General features: G+C 46.1%; 20 protein-coding genes, 2 tRNA genes, 1 rRNA gene, 1 pseudogene and 1 riboswitch. Of the genes and pseudogenes, 10 read left to right on the forward strand and 14 right to left on the reverse strand.

Annotated elements, in window-relative coordinates:
• The 5 genes from HWY38_RS12465 to HWY38_RS12485 form a co-directional block, all read right to left on the reverse strand.
• Window positions 1–70: ribosomal RNA gene (locus HWY38_RS12465) — 16S ribosomal RNA — on the reverse strand; the annotation flags it as partial.
• Window positions 71–168: 98 nt separating this feature from the next.
• Window positions 169–242: transfer RNA gene (locus HWY38_RS12470), tRNA-Gly, on the reverse strand.
• Window positions 243–250: 8 nt separating this feature from the next.
• Window positions 251–327: transfer RNA gene (locus tag HWY38_RS12475), tRNA-Arg, on the reverse strand.
• Window positions 328–629: 302 nt separating this feature from the next.
• Entirely contained in the window at window positions 630–2,048 is a 1,419-nt protein-coding gene (locus HWY38_RS12480) for a sugar porter family MFS transporter (RefSeq protein ID WP_174738628.1), read from the reverse strand.
• A 420-nt stretch (window positions 2,049–2,468) separates the two neighbouring features.
• Window positions 2,469–3,470 (reverse strand): NADPH:quinone oxidoreductase family protein, encoded by a 1,002-nt coding sequence (locus HWY38_RS12485; RefSeq protein WP_007409291.1) that lies wholly within the window; start codon window positions 3,468–3,470, stop codon window positions 2,469–2,471.
• Window positions 3,471–3,597: 127 nt separating this feature from the next.
• On the opposite strand from HWY38_RS12485, the gene HWY38_RS12490 reads away from it, so the two are divergent.
• From HWY38_RS12490 to HWY38_RS12515, 6 genes are all read left to right on the forward strand, one after another.
• On the forward strand, window positions 3,598–4,065 hold the full coding sequence (locus HWY38_RS12490) for an SRPBCC family protein (protein ID WP_224181944.1): 468 nt from the start codon (window positions 3,598–3,600) through the stop codon (window positions 4,063–4,065).
• Window positions 4,066–4,176: 111 nt separating this feature from the next.
• Window positions 4,177–5,031 carry a manganese catalase family protein gene (locus HWY38_RS12495; RefSeq protein ID WP_032873144.1) on the forward strand — a complete coding sequence of 285 codons (855 nt, stop codon included), beginning with the start codon at window positions 4,177–4,179 and terminating at the stop codon, window positions 5,029–5,031.
• Between the two features lie 237 nt (window positions 5,032–5,268).
• On the forward strand, window positions 5,269–6,831 hold the full coding sequence (locus tag HWY38_RS12500; RefSeq protein WP_007409293.1) for an APC family permease: 1,563 nt from the start codon (window positions 5,269–5,271) through the stop codon (window positions 6,829–6,831).
• A gap of 116 nt (window positions 6,832–6,947) precedes the next feature.
• Window positions 6,948–7,529, forward strand: coding sequence for a TetR family transcriptional regulator (locus tag HWY38_RS12505; RefSeq protein ID WP_044803144.1), 582 nt, complete (start codon window positions 6,948–6,950; stop codon window positions 7,527–7,529).
• Between the two features lie 76 nt (window positions 7,530–7,605).
• Window positions 7,606–7,935: a DMT family transporter gene (locus tag HWY38_RS12510; protein ID WP_003156023.1), complete on the forward strand. Its 330-nt coding sequence runs from the start codon at window positions 7,606–7,608 to the stop codon at window positions 7,933–7,935.
• Window positions 7,935–8,249 (forward strand): DMT family transporter, encoded by a 315-nt coding sequence (locus HWY38_RS12515; RefSeq protein ID WP_003156024.1) that lies wholly within the window; start codon window positions 7,935–7,937, stop codon window positions 8,247–8,249. The genes HWY38_RS12510 and HWY38_RS12515 overlap by 1 nt, the downstream gene beginning before the upstream one ends.
• A 59-nt stretch (window positions 8,250–8,308) precedes the next feature.
• On the opposite strand, the gene HWY38_RS12520 is transcribed toward HWY38_RS12515, so the two are convergent.
• The 3 genes from HWY38_RS12520 to HWY38_RS12530 all read right to left on the reverse strand — a co-directional run bounded on the left by HWY38_RS12520 (window position 8,309) and on the right by HWY38_RS12530 (window position 11,037).
• The gene (locus HWY38_RS12520; RefSeq protein ID WP_012116961.1) at window positions 8,309–9,523 is read right to left on the reverse strand and encodes a CynX/NimT family MFS transporter; all 1,215 of its coding nucleotides are present in this window, start codon (window positions 9,521–9,523) and stop codon (window positions 8,309–8,311) included.
• Window positions 9,513–10,199, reverse strand: coding sequence for a FadR/GntR family transcriptional regulator (locus HWY38_RS12525; protein WP_007609773.1), 687 nt, complete (start codon window positions 10,197–10,199; stop codon window positions 9,513–9,515). Before HWY38_RS12525 ends, HWY38_RS12520 begins: the two co-directional genes overlap by 11 nt.
• Before the next feature lie 121 nt (window positions 10,200–10,320).
• Window positions 10,321–11,037, reverse strand: a complete 717-nt coding sequence (locus HWY38_RS12530) for a GntR family transcriptional regulator (RefSeq protein ID WP_224181945.1) — start codon at window positions 11,035–11,037, stop codon at window positions 10,321–10,323.
• A gap of 177 nt (window positions 11,038–11,214) precedes the next feature.
• Window positions 11,215–11,314, forward strand: a riboswitch (purine riboswitch).
• A 54-nt stretch (window positions 11,315–11,368) separates the two neighbouring features.
• On the opposite strand from HWY38_RS12530, the gene HWY38_RS12535 reads away from it, so the two are divergent.
• Entirely contained in the window at window positions 11,369–12,529 is a 1,161-nt protein-coding gene (locus HWY38_RS12535; protein WP_224181946.1) for an MFS transporter, read from the forward strand.
• Window positions 12,530–12,580: 51 nt separating this feature from the next.
• Here HWY38_RS12535 and HWY38_RS12540 read toward each other — a convergent pair whose 3' ends face one another.
• Window positions 12,581–13,147 carry a YdhK family protein gene (locus tag HWY38_RS12540; protein WP_224181947.1) on the reverse strand — a complete coding sequence of 189 codons (567 nt, stop codon included), beginning with the start codon at window positions 13,145–13,147 and terminating at the stop codon, window positions 12,581–12,583.
• Window positions 13,148–13,343: 196 nt separating this feature from the next.
• On the opposite strand from HWY38_RS12540, the gene HWY38_RS12545 reads away from it, so the two are divergent.
• Complete coding sequence (locus HWY38_RS12545; protein WP_224181948.1) at window positions 13,344–13,517, forward strand: hypothetical protein; 174 nt, start codon at window positions 13,344–13,346, stop codon at window positions 13,515–13,517.
• Between the two features lie 52 nt (window positions 13,518–13,569).
• On the opposite strand, the gene HWY38_RS12550 is transcribed toward HWY38_RS12545, so the two are convergent.
• Together HWY38_RS12550 and HWY38_RS12555 are read right to left on the reverse strand one after the other, a co-directional pair.
• Window positions 13,570–14,928: a beta-lactamase family protein gene (locus HWY38_RS12550; protein ID WP_224181949.1), complete on the reverse strand. Its 1,359-nt coding sequence runs from the start codon at window positions 14,926–14,928 to the stop codon at window positions 13,570–13,572.
• A 136-nt stretch (window positions 14,929–15,064) separates the two neighbouring features.
• A complete protein-coding gene (locus HWY38_RS12555; protein WP_224181950.1) occupies window positions 15,065–15,334 on the reverse strand; it encodes a hypothetical protein in 270 nt (89 codons plus the stop codon).
• A gap of 231 nt (window positions 15,335–15,565) precedes the next feature.
• Here HWY38_RS12555 and HWY38_RS12560 point away from each other — a divergent pair, with 231 nt between their 5' ends.
• Entirely contained in the window at window positions 15,566–15,820 is a 255-nt protein-coding gene (locus tag HWY38_RS12560) for a hypothetical protein (protein ID WP_224181951.1), read from the forward strand.
• A 57-nt stretch (window positions 15,821–15,877) separates the two neighbouring features.
• Here the strand turns inward: HWY38_RS12560 and HWY38_RS12565 are convergent, their stop codons facing one another.
• Window positions 15,878–17,071 (reverse strand): macrolide family glycosyltransferase, encoded by a 1,194-nt coding sequence (locus HWY38_RS12565; RefSeq protein WP_224181952.1) that lies wholly within the window; start codon window positions 17,069–17,071, stop codon window positions 15,878–15,880.
• 140 nt (window positions 17,072–17,211) lie between these two features.
• Complete coding sequence (locus tag HWY38_RS12570; RefSeq protein WP_022552677.1) at window positions 17,212–17,898, reverse strand: GntR family transcriptional regulator; 687 nt, start codon at window positions 17,896–17,898, stop codon at window positions 17,212–17,214.
• Window positions 17,899–18,132: 234 nt separating this feature from the next.
• On the opposite strand from HWY38_RS12570, the pseudogene HWY38_RS12575 reads away from it, so the two are divergent.
• A pseudogene (locus HWY38_RS12575) lies at window positions 18,133–18,288 on the forward strand (tartrate dehydrogenase); the annotation flags it as partial.
• Window positions 18,289–18,335: 47 nt separating this feature from the next.
• Here the strand turns inward: HWY38_RS12575 and HWY38_RS12580 are convergent.
• The gene (locus tag HWY38_RS12580; protein WP_224181953.1) at window positions 18,336–19,118 is read right to left on the reverse strand and encodes a class I SAM-dependent methyltransferase; all 783 of its coding nucleotides are present in this window, start codon (window positions 19,116–19,118) and stop codon (window positions 18,336–18,338) included.
• Between the last annotated feature and the right edge of the window lie 23 nt (window positions 19,119–19,141).

Consider the following 19,141-nt stretch of genomic DNA (forward strand, 5'->3'; position numbering starts at 1 on the left):
TCCGCTCGACTTGCATGTATTAGGCACGCCGCCAGCGTTCGTCCTGAGCCAGGATCAAACTCTCCGATAAAGTAGTTTGACTGACTACGCACATTGCTGTGCGATTTATTTAAAACTTTGATTTAACAGGTACGTTTTGTCTTGTTTAGTTTTCAAAGATCATTATAATGGAGCGGGTGATGAGAATCGAACTCACGACATCAGCTTGGAAGGCTGAGGTTTTACCACTAAACTACACCCGCGTTTGAATTGGCGCGCCCGAGAGGAGTCGAACCCCTAACCTTTTGATCCGTAGTCAAACGCTCTATCCAATTGAGCTACGGGCGCTTATCAGGCGACTTAACTATCATACTACCAATCAGTTATGATGTCAAGCGTTTTTTTATTTCTTTTCGAAGTCTTTTTCTCGACCTCGTTTATTATACACGTTTTTGAGAATTTGTAAAGTCTTTTTTCAAAAGATCATTTTCTCATTTGTCGTTATCGCTTTGTTCATCAGCGACGTTTAATAATATACCACGCACTTTAAATTAGGTCAACACTTTTACGGAACTTTTTTCTCACTTATTATTCCCTTCTATATAATAAATAAAAAAGCAGGATTCCTAGGAACCCCGCGTCTATTCAGATTACCCGCTCACCTCAGCTTCTGCGCTATTACGATCTGTTTTTTCATAAGCACGAAAGTTTTGTTCAAGCTGTTCGAGCGACAGACCTTTCGTTTCCGGAAGAAACCTTTTCACAAATATAACGGACGCTACCCCTAACAGGACAAAAATGAAGAAGGTTGCAGACAAACCGATGTTTGCGAGCAGGATCGGAAAAGTTAAACCCACAAGGAAGTTCACGATCCAGAGGCAGAAGACAGTGACCCCCATACCAAGTCCCCGCAATCGAAGCGGGAATATCTCCGACAGCATCAGCCAGGTCACCGGAGAGACAGCCCCCTGCTGAAACGCAAGGAAAGTGACTGTTAATGAAAGAACCACATAAGGAAGAGCAGGCGATCCTTTCAGCACGACAGACAGAACTCCGATCAAAAGCAGCACCGCAGTCGTTCCGATCAGCCCCGTCATCAGCATCGGGCGGCGGCCGACTTTACCGAGAAGCCATATTCCCACAAAAGTTGCGAGCACTGAAATCACACCGTTAGCGATATTGCCGATCAATGCGGCTTTTGTCTCGAAACCGGCATCTTTTAAAATTTGAGTTCCATAATACATAATTGAATTCACGCCGGTGAGCTGCTGCACTACCGCAATTCCGATCCCGATAAACACAATGCGGCGCACCCACGGAACGGCAAGATCCTTAAAGGTGGCCTGCTCCATCTCAGCTTCCTTATGAAAAGCAGATTCAATCTCAGCGAGCTCACACTTCGCTTTCTCTTCATTCCTTATTCGCCGGAGAACGTGCAGAGCATCTTCTTTTCTTCCTTTAGAAACCAGCCAGCGCGGACTTTCAGGAACTTTCAGCATACCGAAAAACAAGAATACCGCCGGAAGGGCCGCGATAACGAGCATATAACGCCAAGCGTGAGAGGTATCACCAAGCACATTGCCGATGATAGCATTACACGTGAAGGCAAGCAGCTGGCCCGTTACAATCATCAATTCATTTTGGGTAACCATTCTCCCTCGGCTTTCCGCCGGCGACATTTCAGCCAAATATGCCGGAACGGTTACGGATGCTCCCCCGACGGCAAGCCCCAGCAGAAAACGAGAGATGATCATAACCGATACGTTAGGCGCCAGTGTACATCCAAGCGTCGCTGCAAAGAACAAAACGGCAAGAATAAGGATATTTTTACGTCTGCCGTTATAGTCCGACAATCTCCCACCGAAAACCGCGCCGATCGCAGCCCCCAAGAGCAGGGAGCTCGCCACCATCCCTTCAGTCAAAGCGGTAAGATTAAGCTGATCAGCTTCCGCCATAAACGGCAGCGCCCCATTAATTACACCGGTATCGTAGCCGAAAAGTAGACCCCCGAACGTCGATACTAAAATGATGGTTCTCAAAAATGAATGCTGGCTGCTATTTTTATTCATCTTCAAATCCTCCTAGTTTTTACACAGAGATAATATCGGAATATTCAGTTATCAACGTTTACACCTATAACGTCTGCATACAAGTTCTGACCGTCCAAAACAGTTATATAAGAAGAAAATACTCCGAAAGCGTTATCATTTATAGTGATTATTCGCTCTCCCCCCTCGCCAAATTGTTACTTTATAGTTACTTTGTAGTTAAGTTATAATGATATTATTGGCACTTATGTTATTATCATAATTTTAAAAGCGCTTTCAGTCAATAAATATTTCAGAAAATTTTATAAAACATACCCAAACATAATCAATTTACGTTTTTCATTAATGCATTTTTGTAACATGCTCAATGAATTACCCCGATTGTAATCAATAATTGATTATATATTGAAAACCCCCAATCAGCAGTTGGGGGTTTTTGATTTATTCTTCGTTTATTGTAACAATCGTTCTTCCTCTCGCTTCTCCTTTTAAAAGGGCAGGAAGCGTATCCGGCAGCTCTTCAAGTGTAATTTCCTTTTGAATAAAGGCCTCCAGATCTGCAGGCTTGAAGTCATCAGCTAAACGCTGCCATGTTTTCTTTCTAGTCTCCATCGGACAGAATACGGAATCGATTCCCAAGAGACTGACGCCGCGCAATATAAACGGGAAGACTGTAGCCGGGAGTTTCGTTCCCGCTGTCAATCCGCTCACAGCAACTGATCCGCCGTACTGAATCTGGCTGAGAACTGAAGCAAGCGGCTCACCTCCGACCGGATCGACGGCCGCTGCCCATTTTTGTTTTTGCATCGGTTTTAACGTACCGTTATACACTTCATCACGGTGAATGACCGTCTTCGCTCCGAGGCTCTTCAAATAGCCGCTTTCGTCTTCTTTTCCCGTACTGGCCTCGACCTCGTAACCTAAGGTTGAAAGAATGGAGACGGCAAAGCTTCCGACGCCGCCTGTCGCTCCCGTCACCAGCACCTTCCCTTTTTCAGGAGCGGCATGGTTTTCTTCAAGACGCTGGACGGACAATGCGGCAGTGAAGCCGGCGGTTCCGATCGTCATGGCTTCTTTAAGTGTCAGACCTTCAGGCAGCGGCACGATCCAATCAGCCGGAATGCGGGCCATCCCGCTATAACCGCCAAAGCGGGAAACACCTATGCCGTAGCTTGTCGCAATGACTTTGTCCCCCTCTTTGAAACGGGCGTCATCTGAGGAAACGACGATTCCCGCTAAATCAATTCCCGGCACGAAAGGATACGACGTTACAATCTTGCCGTCAGGAATGGCAGCCAAGCTGTCTTTATAATTCACCCCTGAGTAGCAAACCTTAATCAGCACTTCACCCTCGGGAAGGTCCTGAACCGCCAGCTCCCGTACGCTGACTGAAAACCGGTCTTCACGTTGATCGACTACTAACGCTTTAAATTGATCTGTCATCACTACGTCTCCTTAAAATGAATTGAATGCCTTTGGAAAAGCATAAAATAAGTTTGATTTGATTTCAAATGTCCTGCCCCGTGTAGTATGATCAAAAGTAAAAACAGCGAAAGAGTGGTTACGCAGCATGTCTGATAAACAAAACAATGATAACAAAAACAACAACAGCGGCAATCAGCCATTACCGGACATTATTCATACCGCCGTTTTCAAGGCGCCGATACAAGTTGTCTGGGATACGGTCTCCACTGCGGACGGCCTGTCTCTCTGGTTTATGCCGAATGATTTCACACCTCAAGAAGACAGTGAGTTTCAGCTGGAATCTCCGTTCGGTCCGTCTCCGTGCAAGCTGCTGGATATTGAAGCGCCGTACCGCCTTTCTTTTTCGTGGGATACGGAAGGCTGGATCGTTTCTTTTGTCTTAAAGGAAACGGAAAGCGGAGATACGGAATTCACTCTCATTCACGGCGGATGGAAAGAGCCGGAAGCCGTTATCAATAAAGTCAATCGGAAAAGCTCCGAGATTCACAGTACGATGGATCAAGGATGGAACGGGCTTGTCAACACGAAACTTCGCGGGGCGGTTGAGGCTTAACACAAAAGGACGGACACGGTTTCCGTCCTTTTTTTGATGCCGATACATAAAAACTGACTTTGCAAAGACACTAACAGAAGAACCGAAAACTTCTTTCAGGGGGCGCTGTTTATGTATTATTACAAAGAAGAGCTGATTAATATCATTAAACCGGACAAGCCGGACCCGGCCGCAGCCAAGGTGCTTCAGGAAATTTTAGGCGGGCACTACGGAGAAATGCGGACGATGATGCAATACTTTTTCCAAAGCTCTAATTTCAGAGGAAAAGAAAAACAGTTCCGTGACCTGCTTCGCGGTGTATTTTTAGAAGAGATCGCACACGTTGAACTCGTCCAAAGTACGATCAATGCGCTGCTAGATGAAAGCGGCGCTGAGGGCCCTGGAAATCAGGCAGCAGATCAGGCGCCGCTTGACGAAGCAGTGAAACACGCCAATCCGCACCATTTTATCATCGGGGCGCAAAGTTCTCTTCCTGTAGACGCCGGCGGCAATCCATGGAACGGGTCTTGGGTATACAACCACGGGAACCTGATTTCCGATTTATTGGACAATGTCGTGCTGGAATCAACCGGCGTGCTGCAAAAGACGCGCATTTATGAAATGAGTTCAAATCAGACGTTCAGAGAAACACTCGGTTTTCTGATCGTCCGTGACAACGCCCATCAAAATGCATTTACAAAAGCGTTGGAAACACTGGGTGTCGAATGGGGCAAATTATTTCCCGTTCCGAATTATGATATTGAAAAATACCCGGAATGCCGGAAATTCGTTGAGATGGGTTATCATAATACCCAATTTAATTTCAGACTGGATCCGACACGGATCGGAGAAATTCTGCAGGGAACGACGCCGAGCCGAAACGGCGGCGAATTAAGTGTGTCCGAGCCTCCTAAAGGTTTCCCCGTGCCGGAACTTCCCGAGCTTCCGAATGAGCACAGCCCCGGACTGAAAGATATGAACTTGTAACAAAAAACGCCTGTTTCGGGCGTTTTTTGTTTTTCTGAATATGAGGTTTGAATGTGTTTAAAACGGGGAATATAAGCCGGGAGATCTTGCCATACGGCCGTTATTATAATGTGAGCACATTGCTGTACATACTTCGTTTCGAAAGTTGTCCTAATTTTCCAGCCGGCCGGCTGGGTATGTTTGAATGATAATGGGAATTATGTAAAGAGAACAATGTCTTTTCTAAGGAGGCAGCGAATGTCTAAGCAAGGAAACTTCCAGAAAACTATGTCACTTTTTGATCTTATTTTAATCGGCATGGGAGCCATATTCGGTTCGGCATGGCTGTTTGCCGTCAGTAACGTCGCCTCTAAAGCGGGCCCGTCAGGCGTTTTTTCCTGGCTGATCGGCGGGGGAATCATCTTATTGATCGGCTTGGTTTATGCGGAACTGGGCGCCGCGCTGCCGCGGACCGGGGGAATTATCCGGTATCCCGTATATTCACACGGACACCTGGTCGGATATTTAATTTCCTTTGTCACCATTGTGGCATACACGAGTCTTATTTCTATAGAAGTCACGGCCGTCCGCCAATACGTGGCGTATTGGTTTCCCGGTTTGACCGTAAAAGGCTCCGATTCTCCGACAATTGCCGGGTGGATATTGCAATTTGCGCTGCTCTGCCTGTTCTTCCTCCTCAATTACTGGAGTGTCAAAACCTTTGCGAAAGCAAACTTCATTATTTCGATTTTTAAATATGTCGTACCGATTACGGTAATTGTGGTACTGATTTTTCATTTTCATCCAGGCAATATGACCGTTCACGGATTCGCGCCTTTTGGTTTCACCGGAATTCAGGCCGCGATTTCCACAGGCGGCGTCATGTTTGCATACCTTGGGCTGCATCCGATTGTGGCTGTCGCGAGTGAAGTGCAGAATCCGAAGCGGAACATTCCGATCGCATTGATTGTCTGTATTATCGTTTCTACTATTATTTACACCGTGCTGCAGCTCACTTTTATCGGGGCGATCCCGGCGGATACCTTGAAACACGGATGGCCGGCTATCGGGACTGAATTCTCCCTTCCGTTCAAAGATATCGCCGTTTTGCTCGGTTTGGGGTGGCTGGCGACATTGGTCATTTTAGATGCGATTTTATCACCGGGCGGTAACGGAAATATCTTTATGAATACGACATCACGTCTCGTCTATGCCTGGGCCAGAAACGGAACATTATTCAGCATTTTTTCTAAAGTCAATAAAGAAACCGGGACACCGCGTGCCTCCCTTTGGCTTTCGTTCGGTCTGGCTGTTTTTTGGACGCTTCCGTTCCCTTCTTGGAACGCTCTTGTCAACGTATGCTCCGTCGCATTGATTCTGTCTTATGCGATTGCGCCGATTTCTTCTGCGGCGCTGAGAGTCAACGCGAAGAATATTAACAGACCGTTTTATTTAAAAGGGATGAGCATCATCGGACCGCTGTCGTTTATTTTTACCTCTTATATTGTATATTGGTCCGGATGGCGCACCGTATCCTGGCTTCTCGGTTCTCAAATTGTCATGTTTCTGATCTATCTTTGTTTCAGTAAATATGCTCCCAAAGATGATGTCAGCATACGCCAGCAGCTGAAATCAGCATGGTGGATCGTCGGCTTTTATGTCATGATGCTGATTTTCTCCTATCTCGGCTCGTTCGGCCACGGATTGGGCATTATCAGCAATCCGCTTGACCTGATTCTGATCGCCATCGGTTCGCTCGGTATTTATTACTGGGCAAAATATACAGGACTGCCGAAGGCTATGATCGACAGTGATAAATGACGAATGCCGGAAAGAAGTATGGTCTTCTTTCCGGTATTTTTATTTTAAAGGATGACAAAAAAGCGAACATGCGATAAAATGAATGACAGTCATTCATAAAAGGAGGAACCCCTCTATTGGCAAAACAAAGCTCGGGAAAATACGAAAAGATCCTGCAAGCCGCGATTGAAGTCATTTCTGAAAAAGGATTAGACAAAGCATCCATTTCAGAAATCGTCAAAAAAGCCGGAACGGCCCAAGGTACGTTTTACTTATATTTTTCTTCTAAAAACGCACTGATATCCGCGATTGCAGAAAACCTGCTCGACAATACGCTGGACAGGATAAAAGGGAAAACGGACGGTTCTGAAGATTTTTGGACGTTGCTGGACATTTTGGTAGATGAGACATTTCACATCACCCGGCTTCATAAAGATATTATCGTTCTCTGTTATTCCGGTCTTGCCATCGATCATTCAATGGAGAAATGGGAAGCCATTTATCAGCCTTATTATTCCTGGCTGGAAGGCGTGATTAATACGGCCATTGAACAGGGTGAGGTCCACAGCGGCATTCATGTCAGATGGACGGCCAGAACGATTATCAACGTTGTCGAGAACGCGGCTGAACGGTTTTATATCGGCTGTGAACAGGATGTCGATCTCGAAGTATATAAAAAAGAAATATTCAGCTTTCTCAAAAGAAGCTTGCAGAAATGATTGGCGGAGACCGATCATTTTTGACTGCTGCAAAAATGACTGACATTCATTCATAACTAACTGAGGTGACTGTATCATGTATTGGCTGCTTGTATTGATAGCCGGACTGTTAGAAGTAGTTTGGGCGTCCGCCCTGAAGCATGCGGATTCGCTCTTTGATTGGATTGGTATTTTCCTTCTGATTGCCGTCAGCTTTCTGATGCTGATCCGCTCTTATAAAAAAATTCCGATGGCTGCCGCATACACCGTTTTTGTCGGAATAGGCACCGTCGGCACATATGTAACAGGCGTCATTTTAGGCGAATCGTTTTCAATCGGGCAAATATTCTTTTTGGCTTTGCTGTTGTCCGGCATTTTAGGAATGAAGGTATTTACGAAAGAAACTGAAACAAGGGGTGAACATTAATGGCATGGCTGCTGTTATTTATTGCCGGAGCGGAGGAAGTTGTAGCGGCCGTTGCCATGAAACATATTGACGGTTTTAAAAAAAAGTGGCCGCTGATTGTCATGGTAACAGGCTTTATGCTTTCATTCTTTTGCCTTTCCGGAGCGATGCAGGTTCTTCCCACAGGTGTCGCGTATGCGGCTTGGACCGGCATGGGAAGCATCGGCGTTTCGGCCGTGGGCATACTTTGGTTTAAAGAAAAATTCAACCTGTCACAATTGGTGTCTCTGGGGCTTATCCTCATCGGTGTCATCGGCTTAAAACTGACAGCTTGACGGCCTGAGACAGCTTTTCAAATAAAAAACAAAGGACCCTAAGCGGGCCCTTTGTTTTTTTATGCTGTTTTGATCTGTTCTGCTTTTCCCGCTCCGACTCCGAAAATAAAGATCAGAACGGAGACTGCGATCAGCATGAATAACGGAACCGTCCAGCCGTGCGTGATGTCATGCAGCAAACCGAATACGAGCGGCCCGAACGCGGCAAGCAGGTATCCGAATGACTGAGCCATGCCGGAAAGCGCCGCGGCTTCATGAACATGCCGGGTCCGCAGGCTGAAGAACATCATCGCCAAGCTGAACGCACATCCTCCCGCAATTCCGATCAAAATGACCCATAGCGGAGTGAGCGCCGGGCTTCCGAAAAGAACGCCGGCAATGCCGATAAGGAAAAATAAAGCCGTCAGTCCGGCGAGTGCGCGCTGATTTTTCATTTTAGCGGCAGCGATCGGCACGATAAAAGTAATCGGCAGGACTGAGAATTGCATTAATGAAAGCATCCATCCCGCCTTACTTGAGCTGAGACCATTCTGCTGAAGAATTTCCGGCAGCCAAGCGATGACGGTGTAAAAAATAAGGGATTGCAGCCCCATGAACATCGTCACCTTCCAAGCAAGCGGAGACCGCAGCAGACTGCTCTTCTTCTCTCCGTTTGTCCCAGTCGTGCGGACGGGCAGTTCGCGTCCTCGCATTTGCGGAATCCACATGACGAACGCAATGAAAGAAAGGATAGCCCAGCAGCCGAGCGCGCCTTTCCAGCCTAACCCCGCTGAAGAGGCGATCGGCACGCTGATGCCGGATGCAATCGCGCCGCACAGATTCATAGAAACCGAGTAGACGCCGGTCATGATGCCTAAATTTCCGGGAAACTTATGTTTAATGAGACTTGGCAGCAGGACGTTGCATACGGCGATCGACAATCCCAACAGGATCGTTCCGAAAAAGAGAGTGCCGATTCCGGCGATGGAGCGCAGCAGAGTTCCGGCTGTCAGGACAATTAATGATGACAGTAACACAATCTCGGTCCCGAAACGCCGGGACAATAAAGGAACAAACGGTGACAGACATGCAAAGGCCAAAAGCGGCACTGTCGTAATGGTGCCGGCAGCCGCATTGGTCATGCCGAGGCTGTCCCGAATTGAGGAAACGAGCGGCCCGACCGATGTCAGAGGCGCTCTGAGGTTGGCCCCTATCAATATGACTCCGATGACCAGCAATATCAGTTTTTTACGCTGACTTGCTTGCAGAATTTGATGTTCGTCTTTAATTTTCATGTTCATCCTCCATGTGTATTGTATCTTTAAATACTGTGATGTATTGGTTGACGGCCTCCATGGCCTGATCCGGTTTCTGTCCGATAATCGCGGCGGCAAGCTGGGTGTGGATCCGGATAGCAGGGGTGATTTCCAACAGGTTATGGACTGACGCACAAAGCGCCTCCGTCATATGCTCGTATAGATCAGAAAGCATGTTGTTATGGGCCGCCTGTACAATGGTTTTGTGCAGCTTAATGTCGGCTTCGGCATACCGTTTTCGATCTTCATTTTGCAAGGCCGCTTCACATTCATCCAAGCATGCCTTCAGTGCTTTCAGGTCTTCGTCATTACGCCTTTCCGCCGCCAATCGTGCAGCTTCCCTTTCGAGTGCGTATCTGACTTCTAATGTTTCAAGCAAATTTGATTTTTTAATATGGCGGTAAAATGCCGCGCCGAGAACACTGGATGAGCTGACATACGTACCGCTCCCCTGCCTTGTCTGAAGCAGGCCGGCATGTACGAGCGCCCGAATGGCCTCACGCAATGTGTTTCGGCTCACATCAAATTGCTTCATTAAATCCAGCTCAGGGGGAATGCGCGTCCCGACCGGCCATTTATCCGATTGAATTAACGATTCAATTTGCGTCACCACTTGTTCTACGAGCGACAGTCTGCTTGTTTTGGATATCTCCATCAAAACACCTCTGAAATTTGTAGGATGATTCTATCATTGGGTAATATAACATAAAAGAAACGAAGATGTAAATCAGCGGCAACAAAAAAAGAGTGAGTTTTTCTCTCACTCTTCGGCGCTTTTATGAACGTTTTATATTGACTGAGGTCACAACAAACTTGTCATGACGGTGGCGGCAAAATGAATATTCAAAGGGAGTGCCGTTGTCCAAAAAGCCTACATGCTCGACTTCAAGTATCGGGTCATCCGGCCGGCAGCCGAGATGTTGCTGATCGATATCATCCGACTTGCACGCTCTGATTTTTCTGTGTGAGCCTGCGATTTTGAGCTGGAGTTCCCGCGTAATATGATCGTAGATGGAATGGTTGAGCACCTCGTCATTAATGCCGGGTATAAGGCTCGCCGGCATGTACGTTTTTTCAAGAACGTACGGTTCGCCTTCAACAATTCTGAGCCTTACTACATAATAGACGGGAGTCTTTTCATCGATGGCCAAATGTGCGGCGACATCTTGAGACGGAAACTGCACTTCAAACCGAATGACCTTGCTCTTGATATTCTTTCCTTTTAACAAATTGCTCAAGCCGAGAATTTCGTTGCTGACTACGTGAACGTGCTCATCCTGCATGGCTGATTGAATGATAAACGTGCCGTGCCCTCTTTTTCTGAAAAGCATCCCTTCAGCCGCAAGTGTATCAAGCGCCCGCTTCATCGTCATCCGGCTGCACCCGAACTCCGCAGCGAGCGTCTTTTCATCCGGGATCGGCTGATCTATGTCATATACACTGCTTTTAATCCTCTTTCTCATTTCGTTGGCGATTTTTTCGTACTTATTCATCGGTTTCCTCCGGCTGTATAATGTTTGATCTGTATAGACTCCTTACGGTTATCATAAATTTTTTTCCCTGCTTCATCAATGACGTTACAGCCGCCGATATTGAAATTGAAAGGATTTCCTCGAATTTTCTATGGAATCTCCCTCACTATTATGGTAGAATTTTTTGCAGAAACGGACACAACCGAATATTGCATACATTGTATAACCTCAATGATATGGTTTGAGGGTGTCTACCAGGAACCGTAAAATCCTGATTACAAAAATTGTCCCGTACACTTTTTGTAATCAGGATTTTTTATTTTCTAAAAAATAAAAAAAGGAGTATCTGTACATGAATTTCAAAGTATTTCTGCTTGCAGCATCTACCATCGCAGTCGGATTGGTTGAATTAATTGTGGGCGGTATTCTTCCGCAAATCGCTTCCGACTTAGATATATCCATCGTCAGCGCGGGGCAGCTGATCAGCGTGTTTGCGCTCGGTTACGCGGTATCCGGCCCGCTGCTTTTGGCAGTGACGGCAAAGGCTGAACGAAAGCGGCTTTATTTAATCGCACTGTTTATTTTCTTCCTAAGTAATCTGGTCGCTTATTTCAGTCCCAATTTCGCCGTACTTATGGTGTCACGGGTTCTCGCTTCTATGAGCACAGGGCTGATTGTCGTCCTTTCTTTAACGATTGCTCCTAAAATCGTGGCGCCTGAATACAGAGCGCGGGCGATCGGCATCATTTTCATGGGGTTCAGCTCCGCAATCGCTTTAGGCGTGCCTGTCGGCATTATCATCAGCAATGCCTTCGGATGGCGTGTTCTGTTCTTGGGAATCGGCGTATTATCTCTCGTTTCCATGCTGATTATCAGCGTCTTTTTTGAAAAAATACCTGCTGAAAAAATGATTCCGTTTCGTGAGCAGATCAAGACGATCGGGTCCGCCAAAATTGCCAGCGCACATCTTGTCACCTTGTTTACATTGGCGGGGCATTACACACTCTATGCCTACTTTGCGCCTTTTTTGGAAAGAACGCTTCATTTGAGTTCCGTTTGGGTCAGTGTATGCTACTTTTTGTTCGGTCTGTCAGCGGTATGCGGCGGCCCGTTCGGAGGCTGGCTGTATGACCGTTTAGGAGCATTTAAAAGCATCATGCTTGTGACCGTTTCTTTCGCTCTGATCCTGTTTATTCTTCCGCTGACAACGGTTTCTTTAATCATTTTCCTGCCTGCGATGGTGATCTGGGGATTGCTCAGCTGGAGCCTTGCGCCGGCGCAGCAAAGCTATTTAATCAAAATTGCGCCTGAGTCTTCCGATATTCAGCAAAGCTTCAACACGTCCGCTTTGCAGATCGGCATCGCGCTCGGGTCAGCCATCGGCGGCGGCGTGATCGGACAAACCGGTTCTGTCACAGCAACAGCCTGGTGCGGAGGTTTGATTGTCATTATCGCTGTCGCGTTAGCTGTATTCTCTTTAACGAGACCCGCTTTGAAAAGAAAATCCGCATAAATGTGAGACCGCAAAAAAGCCAAAGGAGTTCCTTCGGCTTTTGCGGTCTTTTTATTTTGCGGCAGCAAGCTCGTCTTCTGTCACCCATTTATGATTGGTTACTTTTTGGCCGCCGTCAGTCGGTGTATAGTCGACCATATAAACGGTTGTCTTTTTGTCTGAATCAATAACGGCTTCGGCGCCCTTCATGCCTTTCATATGGGATGCCTCGATCACAGCCTTGTCACCCGGTTTTAACGTTTTATCACCGGCGCCCTTCAGCTCTTCCTGAATGACCCATTTATGATCTTCGACGCGCTTTCCTCCCGTTTCCGGAGTGTAAGATACACTGTAAACCGTTGTATCATAAGCACCTTTTACGGTTCCTTGTGCATTTTTCATGCCTTTCATATGAGAAGCTAAAATCATGACGTCACTGCCGACTTTATAAGTCGGATTTTCGGCCTTCTTTAAACCTTTCGGCACCTCGGATGAACCTGAGTGATTCATGTCTTCGTGAGAGTGCGTTTCTTTGTCTTTCGCTTTTTCGCTTCCTCCTGAAGATTGGCTGTTGCATCCGGCAAGCGCCAGAACGGGGATCAGGAGAAACATGCTGAATAAAAATAGTCTCGCTTTCATTTCAAGAACTCCTTTGCCTTTTTGATTTTTCACTTTCCCTTTCGTTTCTTCAGTAAAACAAAAAGATGGCCTGTCATTTCTCCTAATTCTTCAAATCTCTCTTTATTGCCTTTCATCAGGTGAAATTGTTCACAAAATGTACACATTAATGGAGATGCAGTATAATTCAATTATCAGATAATAGGGGGAACTCATCATGAAAACGAAGGTTTTTGCGGTGGTATTGGGCGCTGTTTTAATGATTGCGGGGTTGGTTTTGGCAGAAGTTTCGCTTTATATGGAATACATCACAATGCTCGGAGCTATGATTTTTTCTTCTATATTTATGTCAGATCCGAAAAGAAAATTTCGCGTCATCAAAGGGGTTTGACCTTTCTATTACCGCCGTCTTCTCAGGACGGCGGTTTTGTTTTGCATGTCACTCAATCTATCCGCACAGCCGTTTCTTCTGTGCCGTCCTGATATAAAACAAAATGCGGGGCTCTGTGTGCTTTATCACCTGCAAATTCAATTTCAAGCGGCAGCGCCCTGACAAAATAGCGGGTTTCCGTCATTGGGAATAATTCGAATGGTGTCTGCCCGTCTATTGTAAGATACAATCGGTTTTCTTTTACCGCCACCGATGCATGTGTGTCATCCTGAAATGAGTAATTGCCGGTAAATCTGCTGTAAATCGCAGGATCGATATCTGCTTTTTTCTGATCTGCCGGACGTTTCGGAATCACGTATGGCTGATCAAATAAGATGTTTACAGCCGCGGCAATCACAGCTTGTTCAAATTGATACGATTGTTCCATATTGCTTAGATAAATCAATGTTTTGTTCTGGTCAATATACCGGATCATCAGAGTTGAATAGCCCGGCCAGCCTCCGTCGTGACTGATAACCTTCCCTTTTTGCCGGCTGTTTTGAATCATCCAGCCAAATCCGTATCCGAATTGCTCTTCTTCATTCCAATAGCCCGGTGTAAACGCTTGATCTTTAGACTCTTTGCTGATGATTTCTTCTGTATAAAGAGCCTGATCAAACAGATATAAATCTCTAATAGCGGAGTTAACGGTTCCGTCACCTTGAATCCCGTCAAGAAAGACGACATAATCGGTTTCCTCAAGTTCATCCGGCAGCACATATTCTCCGGAATGAACATCATACACATAGCCATATGCATAGTTCGGAATGTTTTCTTTACTCAGCCTTCTGTTATAAATCCGCGTATCGTGCATACGAAGCGGCTGAAATACGGCTTGTTTCATAAATTCAGCAAAACTCATGCCTGATACAATTTCTATCATAACCGCTAACACCACATACCCCGTATTACTGTAAAGCCACTCCTTGCCCGGCGGGAAATAAGCTTCCGGCTTATGCTGCTTAAGCATATTGATCACATCTTGATTAACGGCAATTCTGTCCCGGTCCCAATGTGTTAAGAACAACTCCATATAGTCCGGCAATCCTGACGTATGATGGAGTAAATGACGAATGGTAATGCCCGGATAAGGAAAATCAGGAAGCCACCGCTCTATCATATCGTCATAACGCAGCTTCCCTTGCTGCTCTAAAATGATAACGCCTAAAGCTGTAAACGGCTTGGATACTGAGGCCAATTCAAAGACCGATTGGTCATTCAGCATCCTCTTTGTTTTCAGTTCTGCAGCGCCGAATGAACCCTGGTATAAGATGCGGCCGTTTTCCGCTGCCAATACAGCGCCGTTTATTTCATGTCTTTCGTCTAAAGTGCTGAAAAGCTGTTCAAAAGCTTGTTTTTTCTTATCGTTCATTTCACGAACCTCCGTATACAAGCTGATTCACTCTTTTATACGAACGGCCGCTTTAGAAGTTTCAATATTTTCCCTTCTCAAAACACCAGTCGGTATACTGCCATTCAGGCAGCCGCGGAGGTTTGATGAATGTCTTTTATTCACAAAATACTGTGCAGGCTTCAAATTCAACATGCTTCTCGTCTTTATTTGCACCGGCAATTTCCATGGTCGAAAACATGGCGCAGACGACGGCTTTGTATTCGTTCATGACGGTTTGAATTTCAATCAGGAACCGTTCGGATGAAGCCGCGTATTCCGTTACGTACTCTTTCATTTTGCCGATAATATCATCTGCCTGACGGCTGAAGCCGGCCGCCTCCAAGTCACTCTCAAACTGGTTTTTGTTGATCATATGAATATGCATTTTTTAAAGGCTCCTTTCAGCGGCATTTTGTGGTTATATCTACTGTAAAGGACAAGCTTGGATAAACTTTTAATAAAATATGAACAAAATATGAATTGGCTCATCGGCCTGACCCGCGGGCTTTCGGCTGTGCTCCGTTTCATTTGGACTACATGAAATAATGACTTCTTTACTCTGTTAAAAACAGCTCATATATGATCTAATACCAGTAAAATGTTTAGGAGGCGGCCTATGTCAGCAGCAGGAAATCGGCAAAAATTTTGGGTCATGGCGATGCTTATAACGGTCTTTGCCGTGTTCGTTTTCTCTTTTTCTGAGAATCATTCACAAAAGGACTGGCACACGGCGGTTGACCAGGCGTCAGTGAACGTCTTCGGCCAGCAGATCTTTGAAAAAAACCGTCTGGCAAAAACACTCGACGCACGTGAGGCAGAATCTCTTCTGACTCTTGTGAAACTTGCAAATGAAGAACATCACATCATCTAAAAGCCATTATAAAAAGCCTGTTTCCCTTTGGCAGAGGAAACAGGCTTTTTCCATATATTATTGAGCATGTTTTTGTTCAATAAACCGGTCGATCCGGGCAAGGACATCCTTCATGTCCGTACATTCTTTAAAGCTTTCATTAATGGCTTGAATGCCTTGTTTGTATTTTCCGTTATGCAGCACTTCTTCCGCGGCAAGCCTTACCTTTTCAGCGCTTACTTCATCTTTTTGCACTGTATAGCCTGCATCCAATTCAGTCAGGCGGCGCGCAACCATCGGCTGGTCTTTATCGTGCGGGATGACGACCAGCGGCACTTGATAATGAATGCCTTCATTTACACTGTTCATTCCGCCATGCGTGACAAACACGTCGGCCTGCTCCAGCACTTCAAGCTGCGGCACGTACGGAGCGATGATAAAGTTTTCCGGCGCCTGTTTGATTTTCGACAGATCGGCTTTTTCCCCGGCGGCAATGACTACTTTTCCTTCAAAATCTGAGAACGCGTCTATGCACAGATTGAAAAAAGCTTCCGTGTCCCCGAGCACCGTTCCCATGGAGATATAAATGACTTTTTCATTCTTTAATGAGTCAATCGGGAAGTCGACGCGCCCTTTTCTCTTCGGAAAACTCGGGCCGATAAATAAATACTCATCTCCGAATGTCTCACTTTCGGGCTGAAAATATCTGCTTGTATAGACGACGTTCAATTCACCTGTGTTGTTCATAAATTGAACCACGCTGTCAGGGGCGACACCGTATTTGTCTTTCATCTCGGCCAACAGCTCTTCACATTCCCTGTCCGGCTGAAACGGCACGCCCGATTCCGGATGGAGCGGCAGTATTTTCAGACGGTCTTCATTGAACAGGAAGGATGCAGAAGAAGAGATGCCGGGGATGTTGAGATAATCCCGCACCAGCTCTCCCGCACCGAATTTATCATAATAGACGGCGTCGAATTGAATGTCCTCTGCCAGCCGCTGCACAATATGTAAAATCTCCAGTGACGTTTTGATATGAACCTTTAAAAATGCAAGTATGCCGGACGGACTGCCGGGATCAATGGGTGTCATTCTGAGGAGATCGCTGTGAAGATGAACTTTCGCCCCTACTCCTTCCAGCCTGCTTTTGTATTTTTCCGTTGAGATATAATGAACGTGATCGCCCCGTTCGCTGAAGGCCTTTGTCATACCCAAAGTCGGGTTTACGTGTCCTTCTGCGGGAAAATTGATCATCAGAATATGTTTCGCCATTTTTCAAACTCCTTTGCCTTTTTTGCGTCTCTTCCATATCCATCATAAATGACGCGGAAAAAATCATGCAAGGAACATCCGTCAGGTCTTTATGACGGTTCGATGACATCGGCAAAAAAAGACAAGGCTTTTCACCTTGTCTATCGTGATGATTCGTCTGTTTCTCCCGCTTTGAGCACGCCTTTCAGATGTTCTTCATCATGCTTGAGATGCTCCGTCATATATTGCACGGCTTTTGTTTTATCGCCCTTTTTTATTTCTTCAAAGACTTTCCGGTGCTCATGCAGGATAACCTCCGCACGGTCATCGCCTTTAAAATTAAGAACTCTGCAAAAATGAATCAGCACATTGACATGCTCAAGCAGCATGGCCAGCCGGCTGTTGCGGCTGAAATCCACAAGGAGCCGATGAAACGACTCGTTTAAGGAAATAATCTCAGTCTCTTTGACGCCTTTATTGATGGCTTCTTCCGTTTCCCGCAGCTGTTTTTCAATGAGGTCAATTTCACTCTCAGCCGCTTCATCAATAACCAGTTCGACCGCCAGTGATTCAAGTGACATTCTGATTTTATAAATCTCTTCAACATCCTTAACGGACAAAGAATAAATGACAAAGCCGTTTCGATCGTCTGCCGTCAAAAGCCCGTCCTTTTCAAGGAGCCGCATGGCTTCTCTGACCGGCGACCGGCTGACTCCGAAATCCTTGGCCAGCTGAGTCTCATTCAGCCGTTCACCCGGTTTAAAAATCCCGTCAAATATCATTTTTTTCAATTGGGAATAAAATTGCAGATAATACGGGATTGGCTTATCTAATTTAAAATTATCCATCTTTCCTACCTCTTCATACAATTTAGGCCTTATTGTTACCAAGATCATATAACAGTTTATCTATGGAAGCAACATTCCCGAGCTTGTCAGCATATCGGATGTGCTGGAAACATGAAATATACTAGATTGCCAGCATACCGGGGGACGGTGTGGGGACAGAAACAGTTCCGCAAGCGGAGCGGGTGTTGAACGCGATCGCCGAATTACATGGGCATTGCCTTTGATTTCAAATGAATGCTCGATTCATTCGGAGAAGAGGAACTGGGCCATCTCCTCTTACAATCCATTGAAACGGTCACAAACAATGGCATCCTGACTCCTGATGTCGGCGGAAAACATTCAACGGAAGACGTCACATCCGCTATTATTTCTCAAATCAAGAACGGATAAAACGAAAAAACCCCGGGCAGGAAAACTGCACAGCGGTTTTTTTCGTCTCAGACGGGACGGATCGCGCAGAAACAGGCCGATTCACCTGTGAAGCCCGCAATACGGCCTGATTGATCCTTTTCTACAGAAAAAAACCGCTGTATATCACGAGGAGCATCCAGCATCTGTTTTTCCAGTAATGCGGCTTTCTCTTCAGTCAGGCCTGCCCGTTCACACCAGCCGGTAAATTGAAATGGTTTCAAAAAGCAGACAGCGGATTCAATCCGGAAGCCGGCTGTCTCCAGAAAACGGAGCCATTCTGTTTTTTTCCACGCCCGAAAGTGGCTCTGATCCCGTTTCTTTTCAATGTCATTATAAAAATGGTCATATTCATCCTTTTCAGGTGCGGTATTGTCAATGAGAAGCAGTCTGCCGCCCGGTTTGACAACCCGAAACGCTTCATGAACAAAGGCTCTGACATCGGGAAAATGATGCGCCGCGATTCTGCATGTGACGATATCGAAAGCAGCATCGGAAAACGGCATCTTTTCAGCATCGCCTTTTTCGAATGACACGTTCGTCCTTCCGTTTCCGGTTATAAATGCTTCAGCGGCGGCTAACATTTCTTCCGTGAGGTCATATGCGATAACCGAGCGTACGAGAGGAGCGAGAGCGTTAGCCGTATGTCCGCCTCCCGTCGCGATATCCAGCACGTCCATATGCTTTTCGGCACCGGAAGCTGAAACGAGATACGCCAAATCCTCTCCTGCAGTGTGTCCTGGACTAGTCACATATTTCGCGGCGTTTTTGGCAAATTGCCGCTGCGCCTGCTGTTTAATTGAATCCTTCATTATACTCGGACCCCCTTTTCTTT

This window comes from Bacillus sp. KS1, assembly GCF_020075515.1.
Lineage (GTDB): Bacteria > Bacillota > Bacilli > Bacillales > Bacillaceae > Bacillus > Bacillus velezensis.